The following is a 23535-nucleotide window of genomic DNA, read 5'->3' on the forward strand; positions in this document are numbered from 1 at the left end:
CTATACTGGAAGAAGATAGCGTCAGCAGAAAAAATTTCGTGCTAACGCCACATTCAGGAAGAAAAACATGGATTGTTTGTCATGGTTCCGGTAATTCTCGCAGGCGGTGCAGGAAGCCGTCTCTGGCCCCTGTCGCGTTCGTCACACCCCAAACAGTTCCTGCCCCTTGTCGGCAACAAGACCATGTTGCAGACAACAGTGGAGCGGCTGGAGGGGATCGATGGCGGGCGGCTCCCGACGGTCATCTGCAATGAACAGCATCGGTTTCTGGTGGCTGAACAGTTGCGGGAACTCGGTATCGAGGAGGGCGAGATTATCCTCGAGCCCTTCGGACGCAATACAGCACCCGCCATCGCCATTGCAGCCATGGCTGCCCGTGAAAAGGATCCCGACGAACTGCTCATCGTGCTCCCGGCCGATCACTTGCTGGTGGATACAGCTGCATTTCGTAAAGCGGTCGCCCAGGCGGCGACGGCAGCTGAAGAGGGTGCCCTGGCGACTTTCGGAATCGTGCCCACCCGGCCGGAGACCGGTTACGGCTATATCCGGGCGGTCGAGGGCGGCCGCGTGTCGCAGGTTTCCCGATTTGTCGAGAAGCCCGATGCGTTGACGGCTGAAGCATACCTGGACTCGGGTGACTACTACTGGAACGGCGGTATGTTTCTATTTCGTGCCGATCGCATTCTCGAGGAACTCGAGTTGTGGGCCCCGGAGATCGTGAGGGCCTGTTCCGAGGCCTACCAATCGGGAACCCGTGACCTGGTTTTCACGAGGCTGGACCCGGCCGCCTTCACCACCTGCCCCAATGTCTCGATCGATTATGCCGTCATGGAGCACACCGATTCGGCGGTAGTGGTTCCCCTCGAAGCTGGATGGAGCGACATCGGTTCCTGGTCGGCACTCTGCGATGCCGAAGAGAGCGACGGGCACGGCAATGTGATCAAGGGTGATGCTCTGACCGTAGATACCACAGGGAGCTACATCCGTGCCGAAGATCGGCTGGTGGCAACGATTGGCCTGAAAGACTGTATCGTCATTGAAACCCCCGATGCGATTCTGGTTGCCGACAAGCATCGTAGCCAGGAGGTCAAGCTGATTGTCGAACAATTGAAAGCGGCCGGGCGTGACGAGTGCGATTTTCACCGTCGGGTACATCGACCGTGGGGCTTCTATGAAGGAGTAAGCCGCGCTGATCGTTTTCAGGTGAAAAAGATCATCGTCAATCCGGGCGCCGCCCTTTCACTGCAGATGCACCACCATCGGGCTGAGCACTGGATTGTCGTGCGAGGTACGGCCAGAGTCATTTGTAATGAGGAGACTCACCTGATCAGCGAGGATCAGTCGACCTATATTCCGTTGGGCACACTCCACCGCCTGGAGAATCCGGGCAAGATTCCGTTGGAGCTTATTGAAGTCCAGACCGGTAGTTATTTGGGTGAAGACGACATCGTCCGTTTTCAGGATGACTACCAGCGTATGTCTGAAACCGGCGACCGGGCTTGAGGGAATGATGGAGCGGCACTGGGAAATCGAGCAACTCATGGTCCGCAGCGGGGTCGGGTTCGGGACGAGTGGCGCCCGCGGGACTGTTGCAGCTATGACCGACGAAGTCTGCTACGCCTATACCCTGGCCTTCCTCCAGCATCTGGAGCAGCAGGGACAAACCGGCCCCGGCAAGCTTGCGATTGCCGGTGACCTGCGTTCCAGCACGGTTCGCATCATGGCGGCTGTAGCGACGGCTGCCCGGTCCAGAGGGTACCAGGTGATCAACAGCGGCTTCGTACCTTCGCCGGCCCTGGCGCTTTACGGTATGTCCAACGGACTACCCGCCATCATGGTCACCGGAAGCCATATCCCGGATGATCGAAACGGCCTGAAGTTCAATACACCCTCGGGCGAGATCCTGAAATCCGACGAAACCGCGATCCGGGCGCAGATGGTTGCGATACCGGCAAGCCGCTTCGACAGAGCTGGCAGTCTGTCGGTGCCCCCTGAACTGCCGAAGGTCGATCCCGCCGCATTCGAACGCTATGTCCGGCGCTATCTGGATTTCTTTCCGGCCGGGTGTCTTGACGGCTTTAGGGTCGGGATTTATGAACACTCGAGCGTGGCGAGTAAAGTTCTGAAACGGGTGCTGACGACCCTGGGTGCCGAGGTCATTGCCTTGGGCTATTCAGAGCGCTTTGTGCCGGTTGATACCGAGGCCATCAGGGCCGAAGATCGGGTACTGGCCCGGCGTTGGTCGACCGAGTACCGCCTCGATAGTGTCGTATCGACCGATGGCGATGGCGACCGCCCCATGGTCAGTGATGAAAATGGCGACTGGATACGGGGAGATGTTGCCGGAATCCTTTGTGCCCGCTACCTCGGCGCGGATACGGTGGTCACTCCGGTCAGCTCCAACACCGCTGTGGAGAAAACCGGGGCATTCAGCGAGGTGCTGCGAACGCGGATTGGTTCGCCGTTTGTCATCGAGGCAATGAATCGTGCATGCCGCGAAGGTGCCAAAACCGTCGTCGGCTACGAGGCTAACGGTGGATTTCTGACTGCAACCCGGATTGATCGTGAAGAGCGCTCGTTGTCGCCATTACCGACGCGGGACGCGGTGATCGTGGTGCTGATCCTGCTTCGCCTGGCCCGGGAGAGCGGTGGTGTATCCCGACTGGTCGCCTCACTGCCAGACCGTCATACGGCCAGCGATCGGATCCAGGGGTTTCCTGCAGAGTGGGCGAGGCTAAAGCTGGACTCCCTTTCCCCTAACGGGGCAGATGACCCGGGAGGGTTTGTAGAAATATTCGGGATTGGCGGTTCGCCGGTCGGGTCGGATATCACCGACGGTCTGCGGGTTACCTTCGAAAATGGCGAGATCATTCATCTCCGCCCGTCAGGCAACGCCCCGGAAATTCGCTGCTATGTGGAGTCGGATTCCGAACAGCGCAGTGCCCGTCTCCTGGCCCACTGCCTGCGGACGTTGGAGAGCTGGAAAGAGGATTTTATGCATCGGTCGCCGCCCGGGGCGGAGGATCGTGTAGCCGGTCAACCCGTTGATCAGCGGGGCCTGCGTAGCAGGACGTAGACGGCACCCGTGCCGCCGTCCGTCGGAGTGGCCGATGCGTAGGCCAGAACATCCTCCCGCTGCCGCAGCCAGTGGGCCACCTTTCGCTTGAGGATCGGCTCCCGATTCATGGAGCCGTTGCCCTTTCCGTGAATGATGCGTACGCACCGGATATCCTGTCGGTGACAATCGGCGAGAAATTCCACCACGGCCTGCCGCGCCTCTTTGGAGGTCAGACCGTGCAGGTCCAGTTCGGCCCGGATACTGTAATGGCCACGGCGGAGCTTGCGGGTTACCGTGTGCTGCAGGCCGGCACGGGCGAAAAGCAGCTCATCGCCGGTTTCCAGATCGGCGGGATCCAGCGGATCGGAAAGCAGGTCACGAAGCACTTCCCGGTCATCGCGCTCCTGTTGCTGGGGGTGAGGTCGAGGGCGCTGGCGATAGGGCGACACACGGTCGTCGCAAAGCGGTACTGCATCGCGTACCGTCTCGCGGAACAGGGCCTGCTCCTCTTCGGTTATTTGATATTTGCTCGCCATGACATGAACCTTAAAGTCGGAGTCTATCACGACCGCTCTCCGGCTGCTTCCGCCCCTCTGTTCGGGTATAGTACGCGTCTTCGAAGAAGCGTAAGTCAGCAAGGAATGAAGATTCTCGTCAGCAATGATGATGGCTACCAGGCACCGGGTCTGCGTTGTCTCGCCGAGTCGCTAAAGCAGTTGGGAGATGTCACTGTCGTGGCCCCGGAACGGGATCGTAGCGGGGCCAGCAATTCGCTGACCCTGGAAAGGCCATTGCGGGCTCACCGGGTAGCGCCCGACGTGATTCGTGTCGACGGCACCCCGACGGACTGTGTTCACCTGGCGGTCACCGGCTTCCTCGATGAGGAGCCGGATATGGTGGTGTCGGGGATAAATGCCGGGGCCAACATGGGTGACGACGTGCTCTATTCCGGCACCGTTGCTGCGGCCATGGAAGGGCGCTTCCTCGGCCTCCCTGCCATCGCGGTCTCCCTGACCAGTCACCAGCCGCAGCACTTCGAGACTGCCGCCCGGGTGGCGGTCGAGCTTATCAAGCGCCTGCGCGAGGCGCCGCTTCCGGCGGATACGATCCTGAACGTGAATGTCCCCGACCTGCCTTGGGATGCGCTGCAGGGTATCGAGGCAACTCGACTGGGCCGACGGCACAAGTCCGAACCGGTCATTCGCGACACCGACCCGCGTGATCGGACCATATACTGGATTGGTCCGGCCGGTGCGGAGCAGGACGCGGGTCCGGGGACCGACTTTCACGCTACTCGAAGCGGCCGCGCTTCCGTTACGCCCATTCAGGTGGACCTCACTCGCTACAATGCCATCGAGGCCATTGCGCGCTGGCTGCCACCGATAGGAACTCTTCGATGAATCGTCACGTGGGCATTGGCATGACCTCACAGCGTACCCGCGAACGGCTGGCGCAAAGGTTGTCCGAACAGGGCGTGACCGATAAACGTGTGCTCGATGTGATGCGAAGCCTTCCCCGGCATATCTTCGTCGATGAGGCCCTGGAGACCCGCGCCTATGAGGACACGGCATTGCCGATTGGCAGTGGTCAGACTATCTCGCAGCCCTACATCGTTGCGCGCATGACCGAACTGGTCATGCAGGGGGCGCCCCGAACGGTGCTGGAGGTGGGCTCCGGCTGCGGTTATCAGACGGCGGTCCTCGCCCAACTGGTCGAGAAGGTGTACGGCGTGGAACGCATCGAGGCTCTCTACCACAAGGCCAGGCGCCATCTTCGTGAACTTTCCATTTACAACGTCTCATTGCGTTTGGGTGACGGTTACGATGGCTGGACTCAGCATGCGCCGTTTGATGCCATTCTGGTCGCCGCGGCGCCAGCCGAGATTCCGGAAGCACTGCTATATCAGTTGGCCGATGGCGGACGGATGGTTCTGCCGGTAGGGGAGGGTGAGCAGCAGGAGCTGGTGGTGATTACCCGTCACGGCGACGTCTGCGAGCAGGAGGTGGTCGAATCGGTGAGTTTCGTCCCGATGCTGAAGGGCCTGGTAGGTCGCTCACAGGTGGTCAGCTGATGTTTTCCGCCATCTACAGCAGGGTCATGCGCTGGGCAGTTCACCCGTATGCACCTCGCTATCTGGCGGGGATGAGCTTTGCCGAGTCCTCCTTTTTTCCGATTCCACCGGACATGATGCTGGCGCCCATGGCGCTGGCCAATCCCTCCAAGGCATGGCGGTATGCCGGTATCACCACCATTGCGTCGGTGATCGGGGGGCTGTTTGGATATCTTATCGGCCACTTCCTGTTCGAATTGATTGAACCGATGCTGCATCAGGCGGGATACTGGAGCAAATATCAGGAGGTGCGAGGCTGGTTCGCCGAGTGGGGTTTCTGGGCGGTTTTCCTGGCCGGTTTTTCCCCGGTTCCCTACAAAGTGTTTACCATCGCCGCGGGAGTAACAGGCATGCCCCCACTGGCTTTTGCGCTTGCTTCGCTGATTAGCCGCGGGGGTCGATTTTATCTGGTGTCCGCACTCATGGTGTGGGGAGGGGCGCGCATGGAGCGTACCCTGAGGCTCTATATTGATCGCATCGGCTGGGTGACTGTCGCATTGGCGATTATCGCGTATCTGGTCTTGAACGGTACTGATGTCTAGTGTACTGCTGCATGCTTGGCGATACTTTCAGAGCCCCCCAAAAACGTCAGGACAAGGCGCAGCGCGCAGGCAATGGTTATTCCCTTGTCAAGCGCTGCAACGCCGTCATTGCGTTTTTTGGGGGGCTCCCTTCGGGCAAGCCGCTGGCCGGCCATCTGCGGCGTTGCGCTTGCTTGAAAGGGCCCGCCATTCCTGTGCAAGCGCGCCTAGCAGCTGGCCGGCCAGCGGCTCGCTGAAAGCACCGCCAAGCATGCAACAGTACACTGGCGGGTGGTTTCGGATTTTCGTAGTCGGTAGTGTCCTGCTGGGCCTTTCCGCTTGCAGCATGCCCCAGATGCGGGACACGGGGTATCACCAAGTCCGACCCGGGGATACCCTCTATTCCATCGCGTTTAACTACGGGCTGGACTATCGTGAAATCGCCCGCTGGAATCGGATCACCTCTCCCTATCGCATCTATCCCGGGCAGCAACTCTCACTGAGTCCGGTGGACCCGCAGGCCCTGAAGCCACTGGCGTATTATTCGAAACCGGTTGTAGAAAAATCCATCAGTGCCAGGAAACCGGAACAGCGGCCCGACCCTCCGAAACCAAAGAAACCAAAGGCCGAAACCACAGCCGCTAAACAGCAAGCCCCCGCTGCCAGGCGTTCTACTGTCAAGACAAAACCCATCGAACAAAACAGCCCCTCCGGCAATCAAAACGTTACCGCCTCCAGCAAATGGCGGTGGCCGGCGGCGGGCAAGGTGGTGACACGTTTTGCGCTTCAGCAAGGGAAAAAAGGCATCGATATCCGGGGCCGGGTCGGTCAGCCAATCCTGGCAACGGCTGGAGGTGAGGTGGTTTATAGCGGTAAGGGGTTGATCGGGTACGGAAATATGGTGATCATCAAACACAGTGACACTTATCTGAGTGCCTATGGCCATAACCGTCGGTTGTTGGTCGGGGAGGGTGAACGGGTCGGGGCTGGACAAAAAATCGCCGAAATGGGGCAAAGGTCCAAATCAGGGTCTATACTTCATTTTGAGATCCGTAAAAATGGACGTCCTGTTGATCCCATGCGTTATTTACCCACAAAAAACTAGGATTTTCTATGGCCAAGAAAAGTCTCAATGAAGTCACGGTCTTTGAAGCCTACGTGGAGGAGAGTTCAGACCGGGAGGAAGCGGTTGTGGATGCCGAGGAGGCGAAAAGCCAGTTCACTGCCGGTGATGTGCCGGATGGGCAGATGGATGCTACCCGTCTGTACTTGAGCGAAATCGGTTTCTCGCCGCTATTGTCGGCGGAAGAAGAGGTTTTTTATGCGCGCCTGGCCCAAAAGGGTGACGAGAGCGCGCGTAAGCGAATGATCGAATCCAACCTGCGGCTGGTGGTGAAAATCGCCAGGCGCTACCTGAATCGGGGGCTGGCACTGCTCGACCTGATTGAAGAGGGCAATCTCGGGCTCATCCGCGCGGTGGAAAAGTTCGATCCGGAGCGCGGATTCCGTTTTTCCACCTATGCGACCTGGTGGATCCGTCAAACTATCGAACGGGCCATCATGAATCAGACCCGCACCATCCGCCTACCGATCCATGTGGTCAAGGAGATCAACGTCTATCTGCGGGCGGCGCGCCAGTTGGCGCAGAAGCTCGACCACGATCCCACTCCCGAGGAGATTTCGGAGGTCCTCGACAAGCCGGTCGAGGACGTCAAGCGGATGCTGAGCCTCAATGAGCGGGTTACATCGGTGGATGTGCCGCTCGGGCGTGATGCTGATAAATCGGTGCTGGACTCCATTCCGGACGACAACAATATTGACCCGTCGGACCTGCTTCAGGACAGTAACCTCAAGACCAACATTAGCGCCTGGCTCACCAAACTCTCTGACAAACAGAGGGAAGTGGTGGAAAGACGCTTCGGTCTTCACGGGCACGATGTGAGTACACTGGAGGACGTTGGCAACCAGATCGGCGTCACCCGTGAACGGGTTCGCCAAATCCAGATTGAAGCCCTGCGGCGCATGCGCGAGATCATGGAGAAAGAGGGCTACAGCGGCGAAGCGCTCTAGGAGCCTGTCCGAAAATAGGCGGACCTACTCGGCTCTGGCATCCTGCTTCGCTCTAACTCCTCCATCCATGGAGTCGTGCGGCCAAGCCTGATTGGCCACGGTCGCTATCCTCGGACAGGCTCCTAGGAGCCCTGTCCGAGAACATCGTTTTTTTGTAGGTTGGGGTGAGTTATGCGAACCCCAACGCTGATTTGGTTGGGCTTCGTTCCTCAGCGCCAACCTGCATTTTGGAGCCGTCAGCTCCTCAGGGAATCAGCAGTGCGGCCGCGACACGGCGACCTTCGGCGGCAAGGATGTTGTAGGTTCGGCAAGCGGCGCGCGAGTCCATAACCTCCAATCCCACCCCACGTTCGGCAAATACAGCGGATATCTCCGGTCGCGGGAAACGCAATGACGGCCCCGTACCGAAGATGACCACCTCCGGCTCCAGAGCCGCTACCTGCTCGAAATGTTCGACCTCGAGTTCCTCAAGTCTCTCCGGGGGCCAGTCTTCCAACAGGACTTCGTGGGTAATCACAAAACTGTGGGTCAGGTGTTTACGGCCGCGGTTTTCCCGGTCTGCCTCCGAAGCGGGCAGAGCCACGACAATCTCGCCTTCGCTATATCCGTGGATGGCGTAACCGCTGGCAGTAAGGTCCTGGGAAAATTTCATCGGTTTTTGGGTGATTTTTGGGTAGGCTGTGCGATTCAGGCTTGAGGACCGGGACGTATTTGCCGTGCCCGATACAACGAATTGCATCGCTCGCTGGCACGGAACCGGAGTATGCGCGGCTCCTCTATTTGCCGTACTGTCAATTGACAGGAAACGCACACGTTCAGTAATGTTAGCAGCTTTCCATTCGCCGTCGCGAATTCCGCGGACGTCGTCCATTAATCCCATATCCGGTGCGCCAGACTTGATTGAAGAATTCCACAGGATCAAGCGTTTACCTCCATATGTCTTCAATATCGTTAATGACCTGAAGGCCAAGGCCCGAGCGTGCGGGGAAGATATTATCGATTTCGGGATGGGTAATCCCGACCAGCCCACGCCGAAACACATCGTCGACAAGCTGGTGGAGGTCGCACAACGCAACGATACCCACCGCTATTCGGTCTCGCGGGGCATTCCCCGCCTGCGGCGCGCCATCACCCGTTGGTACAAGGATCGCTACGATGTCGATTTGGACCCGGATAACGAAGCGATCGTTACCATCGGCTCCAAAGAGGGACTTGCCCATCTGGCATTGGCGACGGTAGGCCCCGGAGACGCGGTTCTCGTCCCCAACCCGGCCTATCCGATTCACCCCTACGGCTTTGTCATTGCCGGGGCGGATATCCGGCATGTGCCGCTTGTCCCCGGGGGCGACTTCTTTGCTGAGCTCGATAAGGCAATCAAAGATTCATGGCCTCGGCCGAAGATGCTGATACTGAACTTTCCCGGCAACCCGACCACGCAGTGTGTGGATCTGGAATTCTTCGAGAAGGTTGTCGAGGTGGCACGTGAACACCAAATCTGGGTGGTGCATGATATCGCCTATGCCGATTTGGTTTTCGATGGCTACAAGGCCCCCTCGATCCTGGAAGTTCCCGGGGCGAAAGAGGTGGCGGTGGAGTTCTTTTCTCTCTCCAAGAGTTACAGCATGCCGGGCTGGCGGGTTGGCTTTATGTGTGGCAACAGTACGCTGGTCGCGGCGCTGGCGCGTATGAAATCCTATCTGGACTACGGCATGTTTACCCCCATCCAGGTCGCCGCCATTGCCGCACTGGAGGGGCCGCAGGATTGCGTGAAGGAGATCCGTGAAATGTACTGCAGCCGTCGGGATACGCTTTGTGACGGCCTTAACAACCTGGGTTGGGAAGTGGAGAAGCCAAAGGCGACCATGTTCGTTTGGGCGCCCATTCCGAAACCTTACCGCCATCTGGGCTCGCTGGAGTTCTCCAAAAAGCTGCTGCAGGAGGCCAAGGTGGCGGTTTCCCCGGGTATCGGGTTTGGCGAATACGGTGATGACCACGTCCGTTTCGGACTTATCGAAAATGAACACCGCACACGCCAAGCCGTGCGGGGCATCCGTGAGATGTTCCGTAAGGATGGCCTGCTGTGAAAGAGGGGGAAGAGAACATGGAACCGGTCAAGGTTGGCCTGCTGGGCCTCGGTACCGTCGGCGGTGGCACGATCAATCTCCTGCAAGAGAATGCTGAAGAGATCATGCGGCGTGCCGGGCGGGGCATCGAAGTGATTCATGCCTGCGCCCGCGATTTGAACAAACCGCGCATCTGCGATACCGAAGGTATCTCGTTGTCCACCGATCCGAATGAGGTGGTGGACAATCCGGATGTGGATGTGATTCTGGAGCTGATCGGGGGCGAGGGAATGGCCCGTGATGTGATGCTGCGGGCGATCGAGAACGGCAAGCATATCGTGACGGCCAACAAGGCGCTGATCGCCAAGCACGGCAACGAGATCTTTGCGGCTGCGGAGGCCCGGGGAGTAATAGTCGCCTTCGAGGCGGCGGTGGCCGGGGGTATCCCCATTATCAAGGGCCTGCGCGAAGGACTTGCCGCCAACCGAATCGAGTGGCTGGCCGGAATTATCAACGGCACCGGCAACTTTATCCTCACCGAAATGCGGGATGAGGATCGCGATTTTGCCGATGTTCTCGCCGAGGCGCAGCGGCTCGGTTACGCCGAAGCGGACCCCACCTTCGACGTGGAAGGCATCGATGCCGCCCACAAGCTGGCCATCATGGCCTCCATCGCCTTCGGTATGCCGCTGAAATTTGATCGCGTCTACACCGAGGGTATTACCCACGTGACCCGCGACGATGTTACCTTCGCCGAAGAACTTGGCTACCGTATCAAGCACCTGGGTATTGCCCGACGCACCTGGAATGGCATCGAGCTGCGGGTCCATCCGACGTTAATTCCGGAGCGGCAGTTGATCGCCAATGTGGACGGGGTAATGAATGCGGTGGTGGTGAAGGGCAACATGGTCGGCCCGACGCTCTATTATGGTGCCGGTGCCGGTGCCGAGCCCACGGCCTCCGCCGTGGTGGCGGACCTCATCGATGTGGTTCGCGCCCTTTCGTGCGCCCCGGAAAGCCGGGTGCCGCATCTTGGTGTCCATCCGCATGCGCTTGCCGATGAATCGATCCTGGCCATGGATGAAGTGGAGACCGCCTATTACCTGCGTATGCAGGTGGTGGATCGCCCGGGTGTTCTGGCGGATCTTACCCGGACCTTCGCAGACCTGGAGATCTCCATCGAGGCGGTGGTCCAGAAGGAGCCGCCGCCGGGCGAGAGTCTGGTTACCATCATCCTGCTGACACGCACCGTGCAGGAGAGACAGATGGTCAAGGCGATGGAAATGCTCGGCAAAATGGACGCCATTTTTGGCGACGTGACCCGTATCCGCCTCGAATATTTGCAGTGATTTTCTGAAAACCACCGAGGGCACGGAGTCAGGAATTTTTTCGGAGCGGCCCTCTGTGTGCTCTGTGGTTAATTTCATAGGAACGAAACAACATGCCTTTTCGCACCCGCTATACCGGATTGATCGACCGTTACCGTGACCGCCTGCCGGTCCATGATGATACCCGTATTATCAGTTTGGGAGAGGGCAACACCCCGCTGATCCGGCTGAACAATATTCCCCGCGAACTGGGCAAGGACGTGGACATCTACGTCAAGTACGAGGGACTCAATCCGACGGGTTCTTTCAAGGACCGGGGCATGACGATGGCGGTCACCAAGGCGGTGGAAGAGGGCTCGAAGGCCATCATCTGCGCCTCTACCGGCAATACCTCGGCGGCTGCGGCGGCCTATGCCTCACGCGCCGGCATCACCGCCTTTGTCCTCATCCCCGATGGCAAGATCGCCATGGGCAAGCTGGCCCAGGCGATGATGCATGGTTCGACCGTGATTCAGATCAAGGGCAACTTCGATGACGGCATGCGGTTGGTCAAGGAGGTCGCAACCGAGGCACCCGTGACCATCGTCAACTCTATCAACCCGTACCGGATTCAGGGGCAGAAGACGGCCGCCTTCGAAATTGTCGAAGAGCTTGGCGGTGCACCGGACTTCCACTGCATCCCGGTGGGCAATGCCGGCAACATCACTGCCCACTGGATGGGATACAGCGAGTACAAGGATCACGGCATCGTCAATACGACCCCGACCATGGTCGGCTACCAGGCCGCCGGCGCGGCACCGTTCATGCGCGGCGAGATGGTGGACGAACCGGAAACCGTCGCCACCGCCATTCGTATCGGTCATCCGCAAAGCTGGGACAAGGCCTGGAACGTGAAGAAGGAGTCCGGCGGCTGGTTCGATGAATGCACTGATGAACTGATTCTGGAAGCGCAAAAATGGCTTGCCCGCAAGGAGGGAGTCTTCTGCGAGCCAGCATCCGCGACCTCGCTGGCCGGGGCCATGCGTGACATCAAATCGGGCAAGATCCCCGAAGGCAGCAAGATCGTTTGTACGCTGACGGGGCACGGCCTCAAGGATCCCGACACTGCCATCGCCCAGAGCCAGGGCGGCTTGATGACGGTCGAGGCCAACCTCGACTCGGTCAAGCGCGCCATTCTCGATAACATGGCGGAGTGACCGACTCCTCCCCTGTGCTCGCCGTGGTGGCGCCGTGGCTTCTCGAAGCCGCGGCGGTCGCGGGCCGGGCGCCTGCGCTGGAGACCCTTTTCTGGCGCGGCCGTCGCCGCAAGCATCTCCCCGAGTCGGCATCACGGCTCTACTGGCACCTTTTCGACCGAACGCCGGTCGATGGCGACCTTCCTGTAGGTGCGCTGTGCCGGTACGCCGATACCGGAGAAGCGTTCGAGGGCTGCTGGCTGAAGGCGGACCCAGTTCACCTTGTGGCCGATCGCGACAGGGTGATGCTGACCGGCACCGTAACCGGCCTGGAGTTCCGCGAAATTCAGTCGCTGGTAAAGTCTTTCAATGATCTTTTCGGAGAAGACGGCTGGCAGCTGGAAGCGGGAACCGACGGCTTGCGGATGCGTACGCCGTTGAGTTGTGCCGCCAATACCACGCCCGTGGATGAGGTGGTCGGCCGCGATATTCACCCCCTGCTCCCCGATGGTCCCGATCGGCTGGAGTGGCATCGATTTCTTACCGAGTTACAGATGTTGCTGCACGGTAGCCCGATCAACGAGGAACGGGACGCAAGCGGGTGTGTTCCCGTCAATAGCCTTTGGCCGTGGGGGGCGGGTGAACTCCCGCGTTCGGTAGCAAGTCCCTGGGGTTCGGTGCATACGCGGGATGGCTTCGTTACCGGTTTGACTCGCCGGGGTGGCGGTTCGGTTGAAGCCGTCCCCGACTCCTTCGATAGGTTACCGAACTTCGGTCACCGGCTGCTGGCTTTGCCGGCGCCCAACAGTGAGGGGTGGGAATTATCAATGTCTTTCTGGGAAGAGCAGTGGTTTCTGCCCCTGGTGAAGGCTGTACGGGCGCAGCGACTGGGACGATTGCTCCTCTATCCGGGTAACGGCTGGGAAGTGACCATCACCAGCGGCCGATTGCGCCGCTTCTGGCGGCGACCGCGCCCCTTGAAAGGGGCGGTCTGATGCCGCTCTCGGGCCGCAAACGCATTGTCCGCCGGGAAACCGGAACCATTCCGGCAGCACTTGCCGACCTGAACCCGGTGCTGGCGCGGGTTTGTGCCGGGCGGCGGGTGCGATCGATGGAGGAGCTGGAGCACGGCCTGGAGCGGCTTCTGCCGTTTGATGCGCTGAAGGGCATCGGCGGCGCCGTACGCCTGCTGGAGAGGGCCCTGCGGGAGGGGTGGTCGATTACCGTCGTAGGAGATTTCGATGCCGACGGGGCCACCAGTACGGCAGTTGCCGTGCGTGCACTTCGATCGATGGGCGTCGAGCGGGTGGATTTTCTGGTTCCGAATCGCTTCGAGTACGGCTATGGCCTGACTCCGGAGATCGTAGCCGTGGTCGCCGCGCGGCGCCCGGACCTCATCGTTACCGTGGACAACGGCATCTCTTCACTCGATGGAGTGGCGGCCGCGAAGGCCGCAGGGATGCGCGTCCTGGTGACCGATCACCACCTGCCGGGTGAACACCTCCCCGAAGCCGATGCCATGGTCAACCCCAATCAGCCGGGTGACCGCTTTGCCTCGAAAGCGCTGGCCGGCGTGGGCGTCATCTTTTACGTCATGCTGGCCCTGCGTGCCCATCTGCGCGAGCAGGGCTGGTTCGAACAGCAGGGTGTTCAGCTGCCCAATCTGGCCCATCTGCTGGACCTGGTTGCCCTGGGAACAGTGGCTGATGTGGTCCCGCTGGAACATAACAACCGCATCCTGGTGGCGCAGGGACTGGGCCGAATACGGGCCGGCAAGGGCAGCCCCGGCATCCAGGCGCTGATCGAGATCGCCAACCGAAAGCCGGAACGGCTGGTATCCAGCGATTTTGGCTTTGCCATCGGCCCGCGCCTCAATGCCGCCGGTCGGATGGACGACATGAGCGTGGGTATCCGCTGTCTGCTCAGCGATGATCTGCACGAGGCGCGCGAACTCGCGGCCGAACTGGAAGGTCTCAACCGGGCGCGGCGCGAAACCGAACAATCCATGCGCGAAGAGGCGATGCAAGAGCTGCAGCGGATGCACCTGGAAAGCGATGGTGAACTGCCGTTCGGGCTCTGCCTCTATGAACCCGCCTGGCATGAAGGGGTAATCGGGATCCTGGCCTCGCGGATCAAGGAGCGTGTCCATCGTCCGGTCATCGTCTTCACCGATGCCGGTACGGGCGATATCAAGGGTTCGGCACGCTCGGTGCCGGGGGTACATATCCGTGATGCCCTCAATGCCATCGCCGCACGCACCCCGGCAATGCTGAAACGCTTCGGTGGGCACGCCATGGCGGCCGGTCTGACCCTCGATGCCGATGCCCTCGAGGAGTTCCGACGACTCTTCGACAGCGAAGTGCGCCGTCATCTGAATGCCGATGATCTCAACGGTGTGGTGGCGAGCGATGGACCGCTGGAGGCGGAGGCCATCGACCTTGACCTGGCCGACACGTTGCGGATGGCCGTGCCCTGGGGGCAGGGTTTTCCCGAACCGGTCTTCGATGATCGCTTCGAAGTGGTCTCCCAACGCATCGTCGGTGAGCGCCACATGAAGCTGCTGCTGAAAAAAAACGGTTCCGAAGGGCACCTGTTCGACGCCATCGCCTTCAATGCCGACCTGGCGATGTGGGAAACGGCGCCGAAGATGGTCGATGCCGCCTTCCGACTCGACGTCAACGAATACCGTGGCCGCCGTAGTGTGCAGTTCATTATCGAACATATCGAACCGGCGGCTGAAGGGACAACAACTGCGGAAATCACCGAGAACGCCGAATTCACCGAAGGCTAAATACGTCTCCAAACTGTTGTCCGTGCATGTAGGAGCGACGGAAGTCGCGATAGCGCCGAATCGCGGCTTCCGCCGCTCTACATGTACCTCGGTATGTCACCGAAGGAGCGTGTCCGATCCGGTAATTCCTCGAGAGCACGCCACCGGTTCACCCCGAAGCGGGCCGTGGTGTATGATACCCGGCTGTTTTTCCGCACCTTTTCGGAGCATGAGTTTCTGATGATCGAAATCAACCCCATTGTTACCCGCATCAAGGAAATGCAAGGGCGGACGGATGCCCTTAGGGGGTATCTTTGACTTCGATACCAAGCGTGAACGGCTGGTAGAGGTCAACCGCGAACTGGAGGACCCTTCCGTCTGGGAGAAGCCCGAGCGGGCCCAGGAGTTGGGCCGCGAGCGGGCCCAGCTGGAGCGTGTGGTCGGCACCATCGACTCTCTCGTTGCGGTACTCGTCGACGCCGGGGAACTGGTGGAGATGGCCGCCGAGGAGGATGATGAGGCGACCGTCGAGTCGGTAGTCGCCGATCTGGAAGGGGCCGACCGCAAACTGGCTGATCTCGAGTTCCGTCGCATGTTCTCCGGGGATCATGACGAAAAAAGCGCCTACCTGGATATCCAGGCGGGCTCCGGCGGTACCGAGGCCCAGGACTGGGCCAACATGCTCCTGCGCATGTACCTGCGCTGGGGTGAGCGCCACGGCTTCAAAACGGAATTGCTCGAGGTCTCCGAAGGGGATGTGGCCGGGATCAAAAGCGCCACCATTCATTTCGACGGTGAATACGCCTTCGGCTGGCTGCGGACTGAGATCGGCGTCCACCGTCTGGTGCGAAAATCCCCGTTCGATTCCGGCAACCGGCGGCACACTTCCTTCGCCTCGGTCTTCGTCTCTCCGGAAGTGGACGAAGATATCGACATCGAAATCAATCCGGCCGATCTGCGCATTGATGTCTACCGCGCCTCCGGTGCCGGTGGACAGCATGTCAACCGGACCGAATCGGCAGTACGTATCACCCACCAACCGACCGGCACGGTGGTGCAGTGTCAGAGTGAGCGCTCCCAGCACCAGAACAAGGATCGTTCCATGAAACAGCTCAAGGCGAAGCTCTACGAAATGGAGCTCCAGAAGCGCAACGCCGAGGCTCAGGCACTGGAAGACTCCAAGTCCGATATCGGATGGGGTAGCCAGATCCGCTCCTACGTACTCGATCAGTCCCGTATCAAGGACCTGCGAACCGGTGTGGAGACGGGCAATACCCAGGCCGTTCTCGATGGCGAACTCGACCAGTTCATCGAGGCGAGCCTGAAAAGTGGACTGTGAAACTGAATTGAACCACAGAGCGCACAGAGATTTTCTCAGTGTCCTCTGTGACCTTTGTGACCTCTGTGGTTAAACCCGAGTGAAAGATGGCTGAAGAACAGAAGAACCAGGATGAACACAAGCTGATTGCCGAGCGCCGCGCGAAGCTCGCGATACTGCGCGAGCAGGGCATGGCGTTTCCCAACGACTTTCGGCGCAATGTCATGGCGGGCGAGCTGCATGCACGCTACGGCGATATGGATGAAGAGACGCTCGAATCGGAGCACATCCGTGTCGCCATCGCCGGGCGGATGATGAGTCGGCGCATCATGGGCAAGGCGTCGTTTGCCCATGTGAAGGACATGTCCGGTCAGATTCAGCTGTTCGTGCAGCGCGATGCCCTTCCGGAAGGCTTGTACAACGAACAGTTCAAGAAGTGGGACGTCGGCGATATCGTCGGTGCCGAGGGTGTGTTGTTCCGCACCAAGACCGGTGAACTTTCGGTCAAGGTGGATAGCGTGAAGCTGTTGACCAAGTCCCTGCGCCCGCTCCCGGAGAAATGGCACGGTCTGACCGATCAGGAGGCCCGCTACCGTCAGCGCTATCTGGATCTCATCATCAACGATGTGACCCGCGATACTTTCCGGATCCGTTCGCAGGTCGTGCACCATATTCGCGAATTCCTGGTGCATCGGGGCTTTCTGGAAGTAGAGACGCCGATGATGCAGGCGATTCCGGGTGGTGCCGCCGCACGGCCGTTCGTCACCTTCCACAACGCTCTCGACATGGAGCTCTACCTGCGTATCGCACCCGAGCTGTATCTGAAGCGGCTGGTGGTGGGCGGCTTCGAAAAGGTCTTCGAAATCAATCGCAACTTCCGCAACGAGGGGCTCTCCACCCGGCATAATCCCGAGTTCACGATGCTGGAGTTCTACCAGGCCTACGCCGATCACCACGAACTGATGGACCTGACCGAGGCGATGCTGCGGGATGTGGCGCAGCAGGTGCTTGGTACGACGACGGTGGAATACCAGGGCGAGAACTATCACTTCGGCGAACCGTTCCGACGCATCACAGTCAAGGAGTCGATCCTCCAGTTCAACCCGAATCTCACCGAAGCACAGATCGATGACTTGGAATCAGCGCGTCAGGTTGCAAGGCAGCTGGACGTACCGCTCAAGGAGACCTGGGGCCTAGGCAAGGTACAGATCGAAATCTTCGAAAAGACCGTGGAGCACCGGTTGAAGGAGCCCACCTTTATTACCCGTTATCCGACGGAAGTATCGCCTCTGGCGAGGCCCTGTGACGACGATCCCTTTGTGACCGATCGCTTCGAGTTTTTCGTCGGCGGCCGCGAGATCGCCAACGGCTTTTCGGAGCTCAACGACCCGGAAGACCAGGCCGAACGCTTCCGCAAACAGGTGGAAGAGAAAGCGGCCGGAGACGAAGAGGCCATGCATTTCGATGAGGATTACATCGTCGCCCTCGAACACGGCCTGCCGCCTACCGCGGGGGAGGGCATCGGGATCGACCGGCTGGTGATGCTGTTTACGAACTCACCCTCCATCCGGGATGTGCTGCTGTTTCCGCATATGCGGCCTGAATCCGACTAACGCTGTTTTGCGAAAAAGCCGTTTCCTGTTCGGTTACTGGTTCTGTTCGCGTTCTGCCAGTTTTCGTTTTAGCTGTTCGGGCGTACGGGCAATATTGGAGCTGGCTCGGGTGGCGAAATGGGCCTCGGACAGATCGCGGGTGACGAAACGGGCGAGTGAAGGTGGCAACCCCGGGCTGTGAGTGATACGGGGAAGTGCCTCGCCCGGTTTGATGAGGTGGAGTCGATCCTCTTCCATCAGGTAGTGCAAGCCCATCGTTCGCCTCACGTTCTTGGCCGGGAAGTCCTTCGATGGTGCTGCGGAATTTGCATTCGACGCGGTGTTTTTTTTGGTGCGGATCCCGGAAGCTGTGGCTTTTTGCTGAAAGAAGCTTCCGAGTAGCGGAACGCTGCTGAGCAGGCGCCTGAGAATCCCGTCCTTGGGTTCCGGTCGTCGCGGCGTGTATCGTTCGGCCGGGTGTGTGCGGATACTCAAAGTGGACTCCGGATCGATGATTTCGGTCAGGGCGCGCTCAAGGTAGATGAGGGGTACCTCCCGCTCCAGCAGATTGCGGAGCACCATGACCCGAACCCGGAGCTCATCGTGCAATTCCGTGACCAGTTGCAGGTTGTGGGTATCGGTGGTTCCTTGCAGTCTTTCGTAGAGTGGTCTCAATCGGGCGAGGTAGTGTTCAGTTCGTTTCCGCGGCAGGAGGATATACACCAGCCCTATTGCCGAATCCTCTCTTAAACGGGCGTATTCCTCGAGAAGGCTCTCTTCCAGCTGGGTCAATTCAAGGTCGATCGGCAGGAGGGTAGTGTCCATGGCCATTGGGTTCCGATCAGGTTTCGCCTGATGATACCGAAAACGGCGCCAGAACCGGAAATCTTCCTTCTTGTGAACGTGCATCAGTTCCTATGACGAGCAGCTGATTGCCAGCCGCTGTTTCCACTGCGGGCTTTTCCGCATACGCCTTCATACGAGGGACTCACAGTCATCAGCCTTAAGCAGTCTCACATGTGATAAGTACTACTTGTTCGTGTGGGTGAAAGCACCATCCCAGTTCGTGGGTGGAGGTTGTTTTTGATAGAGACGGATTCGCTCGCGATAGAGCGGATAGAGCTGGCGTTGCGGGTGGTCGTGTTGGAGTTGCTCAAATAGCGCGTCGGCAGCGGTGAAATCCCGGTTCCGATAGAGGTCCAGGGCCCGGTGATGCTGTTTCAGCTCGTCTGTCGTTTCGGCGTCCAGCTGTTCGGCCCGACCCATGGGCTCGAAGATGGCAACGACTTTGTCTTTGCCCTTGACCCGTACCCGGTCCAGTTCGCGAAAGACGTGGCCGGGCACCTGGTTGCGGGTGGCTTCGCTGACCAGGATATCCACTCCATACTGTTTGGTCAGTCCTTCCAGGCGCGAGCCAAGGTTGACGGCATCCCCGAGCACGGTATAGGCCATGCGGAATTCCGAGCCCATATTGCCGACATTCATGGGGCCGCTGTTAAGTCCCACCCCGATACGGATGTGTGGCCAGCCCCTGGCTGCAAACTGTTTCTGGATGCGGGGGATGGCCGCCACCATGTCCAAGCTGGCCTCCAGGGCATGGCGGGCGTGCTCCTGGTCGGACAGGGGGGCACCCCAGAAGGCCATGATCGCGTCTCCCATGTACTTGTCGATGGTGCCCCGGTGCTGGTGGATGATTTGCGTCATGGGGGTGAGCATCGCGTTCATCAGTTCGGTCAGTTCGGTGGCATCCAGTCCTTCGGAGATGGTGGTGAAGCCCCGCACATCGGAAAAGAGCACGGTCATTTCCCGGGTCTCGCCGCCAAGGGAGAACTCTTCGGGACGGGCCGCCATCTCTTCCACCAACTCCGGTGGGACGTATTGGCCGAAGGCCTTGCTGATAAAGCGCTTCTGGCGTCCTTCGAAGAAGTAGTTGAAGAGGGTGACCACCATGAACAGCACCACCATGACGGTCACGGGATAGACCACGCCCACGATCAGGTGATTGAGGAAGAACAGGTGGTAGTTGCCGAACACCGCCCCCGCGATCAGCAGCATCGCACCCAAGCCGCCGGCCAGGGCACCGCTGTAGGCTAGCAGGGCCGTCACCATCAGACCGCCGCCGATGATCGTCAAATAGGTGAAGCCGATTTCGGTGTAGGTGTCATGGAGCAACGGATCACCGGCCAGCAGGTTGTCGATGACATTGGCATGGATCTCGACCCCGGGGACGACTTGGGCGAAGGGAGTGGCCCGGAGGTCCTGCAGGCCGGCGGCGGAGGTGCCGATGAGCACGATTTTATCCTGGAAAATCTCCAGGTCGTTGCCCGCCAGCACCTCCACCGCCGAGACGTAGGGGAAGGTGCGGGAGGGGCCGCGGTAATTGACGTTCAGTTGCCCGTATTCATCGGTAGGGATGAAGGTTTCCCCCACCGAGACGCCGAGTAGTCCGCGACGCTGGCTGTATGCGGTGGTGTCGGCATGGAGCAGCAGCTCCTGCTCGTTCAGGCCTATACGGGCCAGTTCGAGGGCCAGGGAGGGATAGGGCATCCCGTCCAGCGCCATGAGCAGGGGCACCCGCCGGACATAGCCGTCCACATCGGGGAAGACGTTGAAGAAACCTTCACTCCGGGCCAGGGATATCTCCTCGACGTTGAGGATCGCCCGGCGGGCCGGGATCAAGGTCAATTCGGCCAGATCAATCCCACTGGGATTGAGACGGACAGTGGCGGCGGGAAAAGGCGTGCGCTGGACATCGCCGGTCGTCTCGGTGGCCCCGGTCTGCATGACATAGCCCAGGACCGAGGGCAGTGCGGCGAGGGTCTCTCCCAGGATTCGGTCGTTGCTCAATTCTTCATCGCTTAGCAACGCCGCCAACTCCGTTTCGGCAAACACGGCGGGGTAGCGCCGGCGCATTTCGGCGAGTACCCGGTCCGGGGAGCTGCGATCCGGCTCGGCAAAGACGATATCCAGCCCAATGGCCGATGGCCTGCCGGCACCGATGTTGGCCAGCATGGTCGCCACCGTGTCACGGGGCCAGGGCCATTGACCCAGGGCCTGGAGGCTCTTTTCGTCGATGTCGACAATCACCACCTGCCCGCCGGCGGGCTCCTCGCCCCGCCAATGGAACATGGTGTCCAGGACCCGTTGGTCGAGGGCCTGCAGCAGCCGAGGTTTGTCGGCTCCAAAGGAGTAGAACAGGGATACGGCAGCCAGGATAACCAGCAAGCCGATCCTGAAGGGGGTGGGCCGGTTCCACTTTTTTTTGTGATGGTTCATCTGTCTTACCCCAAAACCTGAGCTCAACTTCTTTTCTAAAACGCCGCCCCCAGAGGATGGGTTAGGTGCGCCAGACACCAACCGCCCGGTTTGCCCGTACCCTGACGCACACCGTAACCCATCGCCAACGCCGAGACCCAAGATCCCATACGAAATAACCAGGAATGTACAGAAAGCCCCAACGGCAGTACTATAAAACCTCTATTCGGCTGCGCCATGCCCTGAATGGACATTTTTTAACTTGAAATCTGTCGGATTATCGATTGATGGTACCGGCCCGATTCACAGCTCTATTGCTCGGCTTTCTGCTACTGGGGATCCCGGTCTGGGCGGCGGCCCAGACGCCTACCCCGGGCGTAGTGCAGGAAACCCTGCGCCCCGGGACAACGCCTCCCGCAACGGAAGCACCGCTGCCCGAACTGGACCCGCCCTCGGCCCCCGGCCCCGCGGCACCGGATGATGAACGGCGGATCCCCATTCAGCGTTTTACCTTTAGCGGCAACACCCGCCACAGCGACGAAGAGCTGCGGGAGGTGGTGGCCGAAATGGAAGGCCGGGAATTGACCCTCCGGGAAATCTACCAAGTGGCCGATCGGCTTACCGACTTCTATCAGAAGGAGGGATACAGTCTGACCACCGTCACCGTCCCGGCCCAGCGGATGCGCGACGGAATCCTGAGGCTGGAAGTGGTGGAGGGCCGGGTGGGCGAGCTGGTTTTGAGGGACAATCAGCTATATTCCGATGCCTTCCTTAAACGTCGTTTGCAGAGGGTCGCTCCTGGCAGCATCGTGCGTTTTTCCGACCTGGAGAGAGAGATCCTGCTGCTCAACGACCTGCCCGGGCTGGTGGCCCGTTCGGTGATGCAGCCCGGCGATGATTACGGTACCACCGATCTGCACCTCACCATGGAAGAAAACCGTTTCGCCGGCCTGGCGACTTTCGATAACCACGGTCGGGAGGTGGTCGGCAAGTGGAGGGCCGGGGCTGATTTCTACATTAACAGTCCGCTCGGGATCGGCGATCGGCTCAATGTGGGCTACACGCATACCGAGTCCAATCTGCTGTGGCAGGGGCGTATAGGCTACGGCCTGCCCCTGTCGGTCAATGGCAGTCGACTCAACCTTAGCTACTCCCGGGCCGAATATGATGTGGGCGGCGAATTTTCCGAACTGGAGATCGAAGGCATCAGTGAGACAGCGCGGGTGCAGGTCGTTTTACCCCAAATTCGCAGTCGCCGCACCAATCTCAACTGGGTGATCGGTGGTGCCCGCATCAAGGGTCGTTCCGATCTGGAGGATGTGCCGCTCAGTGACGATGCCGTTCGCTTTGTGGAGGCGGGTTTCGACTTCAGTTACCTTCATGCAGATGGAGCCAGCAGTAATCTTTCGGCCATGTTGGCCACCAACTTCGACTCCAATTCCGATGGCCTCGATAACGAGGCCCTGCCCCCCCGCCTGGAGCTCAGGGGCGGCTACGAACACTCCTGGAGCGGCGGCTGGAGCCTGTTGGTGCGTGGGGAGGCGGTGCTGAGCGATGACGTTATGCCGGACTCCAATAAATACGCTATAGGCGGCCCCGCCAGTGTCCGGGGATTTGTAAGTTCCCGGCAACGGGGGGATCGGGGGGGAACGGCCTCCCTTGAGCTGCGCCGCTTCATCAAGCTGGTTTTTGCTAGCCTCCAGGCGCGGAGCTTCGTCGATGTGGGGACAGTACGCCGGCAGGCCACCCCCGACGTCCCGAGTAGTTCAGATTCCCTCGCAGGGGCGGGATTGGGACTGGCTGCCCTGTTTGGCGAAGGCTACGTCATAGACCTGCAATGGGCTGCCCCTATTGACGGCAAAGATTCAGGAGAGGGGCGAAATTCCCAGTTCTGGGTTTCCCTGTCCGCTTCATTTTGACACTCGTCATTGCGCGAGGGCGGTGGAGTGACGCAGGAGGAAAAAGCCGAACCTAAGCGATACCGTCATTGCGAGGAGCCTCGGCGACGCGGCAATCTCGGTTGGGTAGAGATTACTTTGTAGCTTAGGCTCCTCGCAATGACAGGAGGTAAGTTCTTCAGGAAGAGGACGCCTACAGAGCGACGCATGTCGCCATGGATGGCGGCAGTAGAGAAGGTCTGGAACCTATTCTCGAGGATGCCAAAGCCGAGCCTCGGCGACGCGGCAAGCTCGGGTGTTGGGAGTAGAGATGACTTCGTGGTGGAGCTCCAGGCAAGGAGAGCGGGGCAGGTTTATCAAGAGTAATATTGACTAGT

Annotated in this window: 19 protein-coding genes; 15 read left to right on the top strand and 4 right to left on the bottom strand. The window is 59.7% G+C overall.

All coding sequences use genetic code 11. The features are described 5' to 3' along the window. Positions 1-81 precede the first annotated feature (81 nt). Positions 82-1503 (top strand): mannose-1-phosphate guanylyltransferase/mannose-6-phosphate isomerase, encoded by a 1422-nt coding sequence (locus tag BLP65_RS06255; protein WP_175452466.1) that lies wholly within the window; start codon positions 82-84, stop codon positions 1501-1503. Further along, complete coding sequence (locus BLP65_RS06260; RefSeq protein WP_245688249.1) at positions 1463-3076, top strand: phosphomannomutase; 1614 nt, start codon at positions 1463-1465, stop codon at positions 3074-3076. Before BLP65_RS06255 ends, BLP65_RS06260 begins: the two co-directional genes overlap by 41 nt. On the opposite strand, the gene BLP65_RS06265 is transcribed toward BLP65_RS06260, so the two are convergent. Then, the gene (locus BLP65_RS06265; RefSeq protein WP_092994097.1) at positions 3049-3594 is read right to left on the bottom strand and encodes a Smr/MutS family protein; all 546 of its coding nucleotides are present in this window, start codon (positions 3592-3594) and stop codon (positions 3049-3051) included. The genes BLP65_RS06260 and BLP65_RS06265 overlap by 28 nt on opposite strands. Before the next feature lie 105 nt (positions 3595-3699). Between BLP65_RS06265 and surE the strand changes: the two genes are divergently transcribed. The 5 genes from surE to rpoS all read left to right on the top strand — a co-directional run bounded on the left by surE (position 3700) and on the right by rpoS (position 7759). Next, positions 3700-4458: a 5'/3'-nucleotidase SurE gene (gene surE / locus BLP65_RS06270; RefSeq protein ID WP_092994100.1), complete on the top strand. Its 759-nt coding sequence runs from the start codon at positions 3700-3702 to the stop codon at positions 4456-4458. Continuing rightward, on the top strand, positions 4455-5129 hold the full coding sequence (locus BLP65_RS06275) for a protein-L-isoaspartate(D-aspartate) O-methyltransferase (protein ID WP_092994103.1): 675 nt from the start codon (positions 4455-4457) through the stop codon (positions 5127-5129). Before surE ends, BLP65_RS06275 begins: the two co-directional genes overlap by 4 nt. Continuing rightward, positions 5129-5710 carry a YqaA family protein gene (locus BLP65_RS06280; protein WP_092994106.1) on the top strand — a complete coding sequence of 194 codons (582 nt, stop codon included), beginning with the start codon at positions 5129-5131 and terminating at the stop codon, positions 5708-5710. The genes BLP65_RS06275 and BLP65_RS06280 overlap by 1 nt, the downstream gene beginning before the upstream one ends. Positions 5711-6197: 487 nt before the next feature. Beyond that, positions 6198-6794, top strand: coding sequence for a peptidoglycan DD-metalloendopeptidase family protein (locus tag BLP65_RS06285; RefSeq protein ID WP_245688250.1), 597 nt, complete (start codon positions 6198-6200; stop codon positions 6792-6794). Between the two features lie 8 nt (positions 6795-6802). Continuing rightward, a complete protein-coding gene (rpoS, locus tag BLP65_RS06290) occupies positions 6803-7759 on the top strand; it encodes an RNA polymerase sigma factor RpoS (protein WP_092994112.1) in 957 nt (318 codons plus the stop codon). Between the two features lie 244 nt (positions 7760-8003). Here the strand turns inward: rpoS and BLP65_RS06295 are convergent, their stop codons facing one another. After that, entirely contained in the window at positions 8004-8411 is a 408-nt protein-coding gene (locus BLP65_RS06295; RefSeq protein WP_092994377.1) for an Mth938-like domain-containing protein, read from the bottom strand. Between the two features lie 244 nt (positions 8412-8655). On the opposite strand from BLP65_RS06295, the gene alaC reads away from it, so the two are divergent. The 7 genes from alaC (at position 8656) to lysS (ending at position 18026) form a co-directional block, all read left to right on the top strand. Continuing rightward, positions 8656-9843, top strand: coding sequence for an alanine transaminase (alaC, locus tag BLP65_RS06300; protein ID WP_092994115.1), 1188 nt, complete (start codon positions 8656-8658; stop codon positions 9841-9843). A 17-nt stretch (positions 9844-9860) separates the two neighbouring features. Next, a complete protein-coding gene (locus BLP65_RS06305; RefSeq protein ID WP_092994380.1) occupies positions 9861-11171 on the top strand; it encodes a homoserine dehydrogenase in 1311 nt (436 codons plus the stop codon). A gap of 92 nt (positions 11172-11263) precedes the next feature. After that, positions 11264-12346 carry a threonine synthase gene (gene thrC / locus BLP65_RS06310; protein WP_092994118.1) on the top strand — a complete coding sequence of 361 codons (1083 nt, stop codon included), beginning with the start codon at positions 11264-11266 and terminating at the stop codon, positions 12344-12346. Continuing rightward, the gene (locus tag BLP65_RS06315; protein ID WP_139181434.1) at positions 12343-13320 is read left to right on the top strand and encodes a hypothetical protein; all 978 of its coding nucleotides are present in this window, start codon (positions 12343-12345) and stop codon (positions 13318-13320) included. Before thrC ends, BLP65_RS06315 begins: the two co-directional genes overlap by 4 nt. After that, positions 13320-15116, top strand: coding sequence for a single-stranded-DNA-specific exonuclease RecJ (gene recJ / locus BLP65_RS06320; protein ID WP_092994124.1), 1797 nt, complete (start codon positions 13320-13322; stop codon positions 15114-15116). Before BLP65_RS06315 ends, recJ begins: the two co-directional genes overlap by 1 nt. A gap of 219 nt (positions 15117-15335) precedes the next feature. Further along, positions 15336-16434, top strand: a protein-coding gene (gene prfB, locus BLP65_RS06325) for a peptide chain release factor 2 (protein WP_139181435.1) whose coding sequence is annotated in 2 segments (ribosomal slippage) — positions 15336-15410 and positions 15412-16434 — 1098 coding nt in all. Because the reading frame shifts where the segments join, the coding sequence is not laid out codon by codon here. A gap of 86 nt (positions 16435-16520) precedes the next feature. Continuing rightward, positions 16521-18026: a lysine--tRNA ligase gene (lysS, locus tag BLP65_RS06330; RefSeq protein ID WP_092994130.1), complete on the top strand. Its 1506-nt coding sequence runs from the start codon at positions 16521-16523 to the stop codon at positions 18024-18026. Positions 18027-18059: 33 nt separating this feature from the next. On the opposite strand, the gene BLP65_RS06335 is transcribed toward lysS, so the two are convergent. Together BLP65_RS06335 and BLP65_RS06340 are read right to left on the bottom strand one after the other, a co-directional pair. Next, on the bottom strand, positions 18060-18830 hold the full coding sequence (locus BLP65_RS06335; protein ID WP_139181436.1) for a hypothetical protein: 771 nt from the start codon (positions 18828-18830) through the stop codon (positions 18060-18062). A 204-nt stretch (positions 18831-19034) separates the two neighbouring features. Beyond that, positions 19035-21281 carry a CHASE2 domain-containing protein gene (locus tag BLP65_RS06340; RefSeq protein ID WP_092994136.1) on the bottom strand — a complete coding sequence of 749 codons (2247 nt, stop codon included), beginning with the start codon at positions 21279-21281 and terminating at the stop codon, positions 19035-19037. A gap of 266 nt (positions 21282-21547) precedes the next feature. Here BLP65_RS06340 and BLP65_RS06345 point away from each other — a divergent pair, with 266 nt between their 5' ends. After that, positions 21548-23179: a ShlB/FhaC/HecB family hemolysin secretion/activation protein gene (locus tag BLP65_RS06345; RefSeq protein WP_092994140.1), complete on the top strand. Its 1632-nt coding sequence runs from the start codon at positions 21548-21550 to the stop codon at positions 23177-23179. Positions 23180-23535 lie beyond the last annotated feature (356 nt).

The sequence above is a fragment of the Thiohalomonas denitrificans genome (assembly GCF_900102855.1).
GTDB classification, from domain to species: domain Bacteria; phylum Pseudomonadota; class Gammaproteobacteria; order Thiohalomonadales; family Thiohalomonadaceae; genus Thiohalomonas; species Thiohalomonas denitrificans.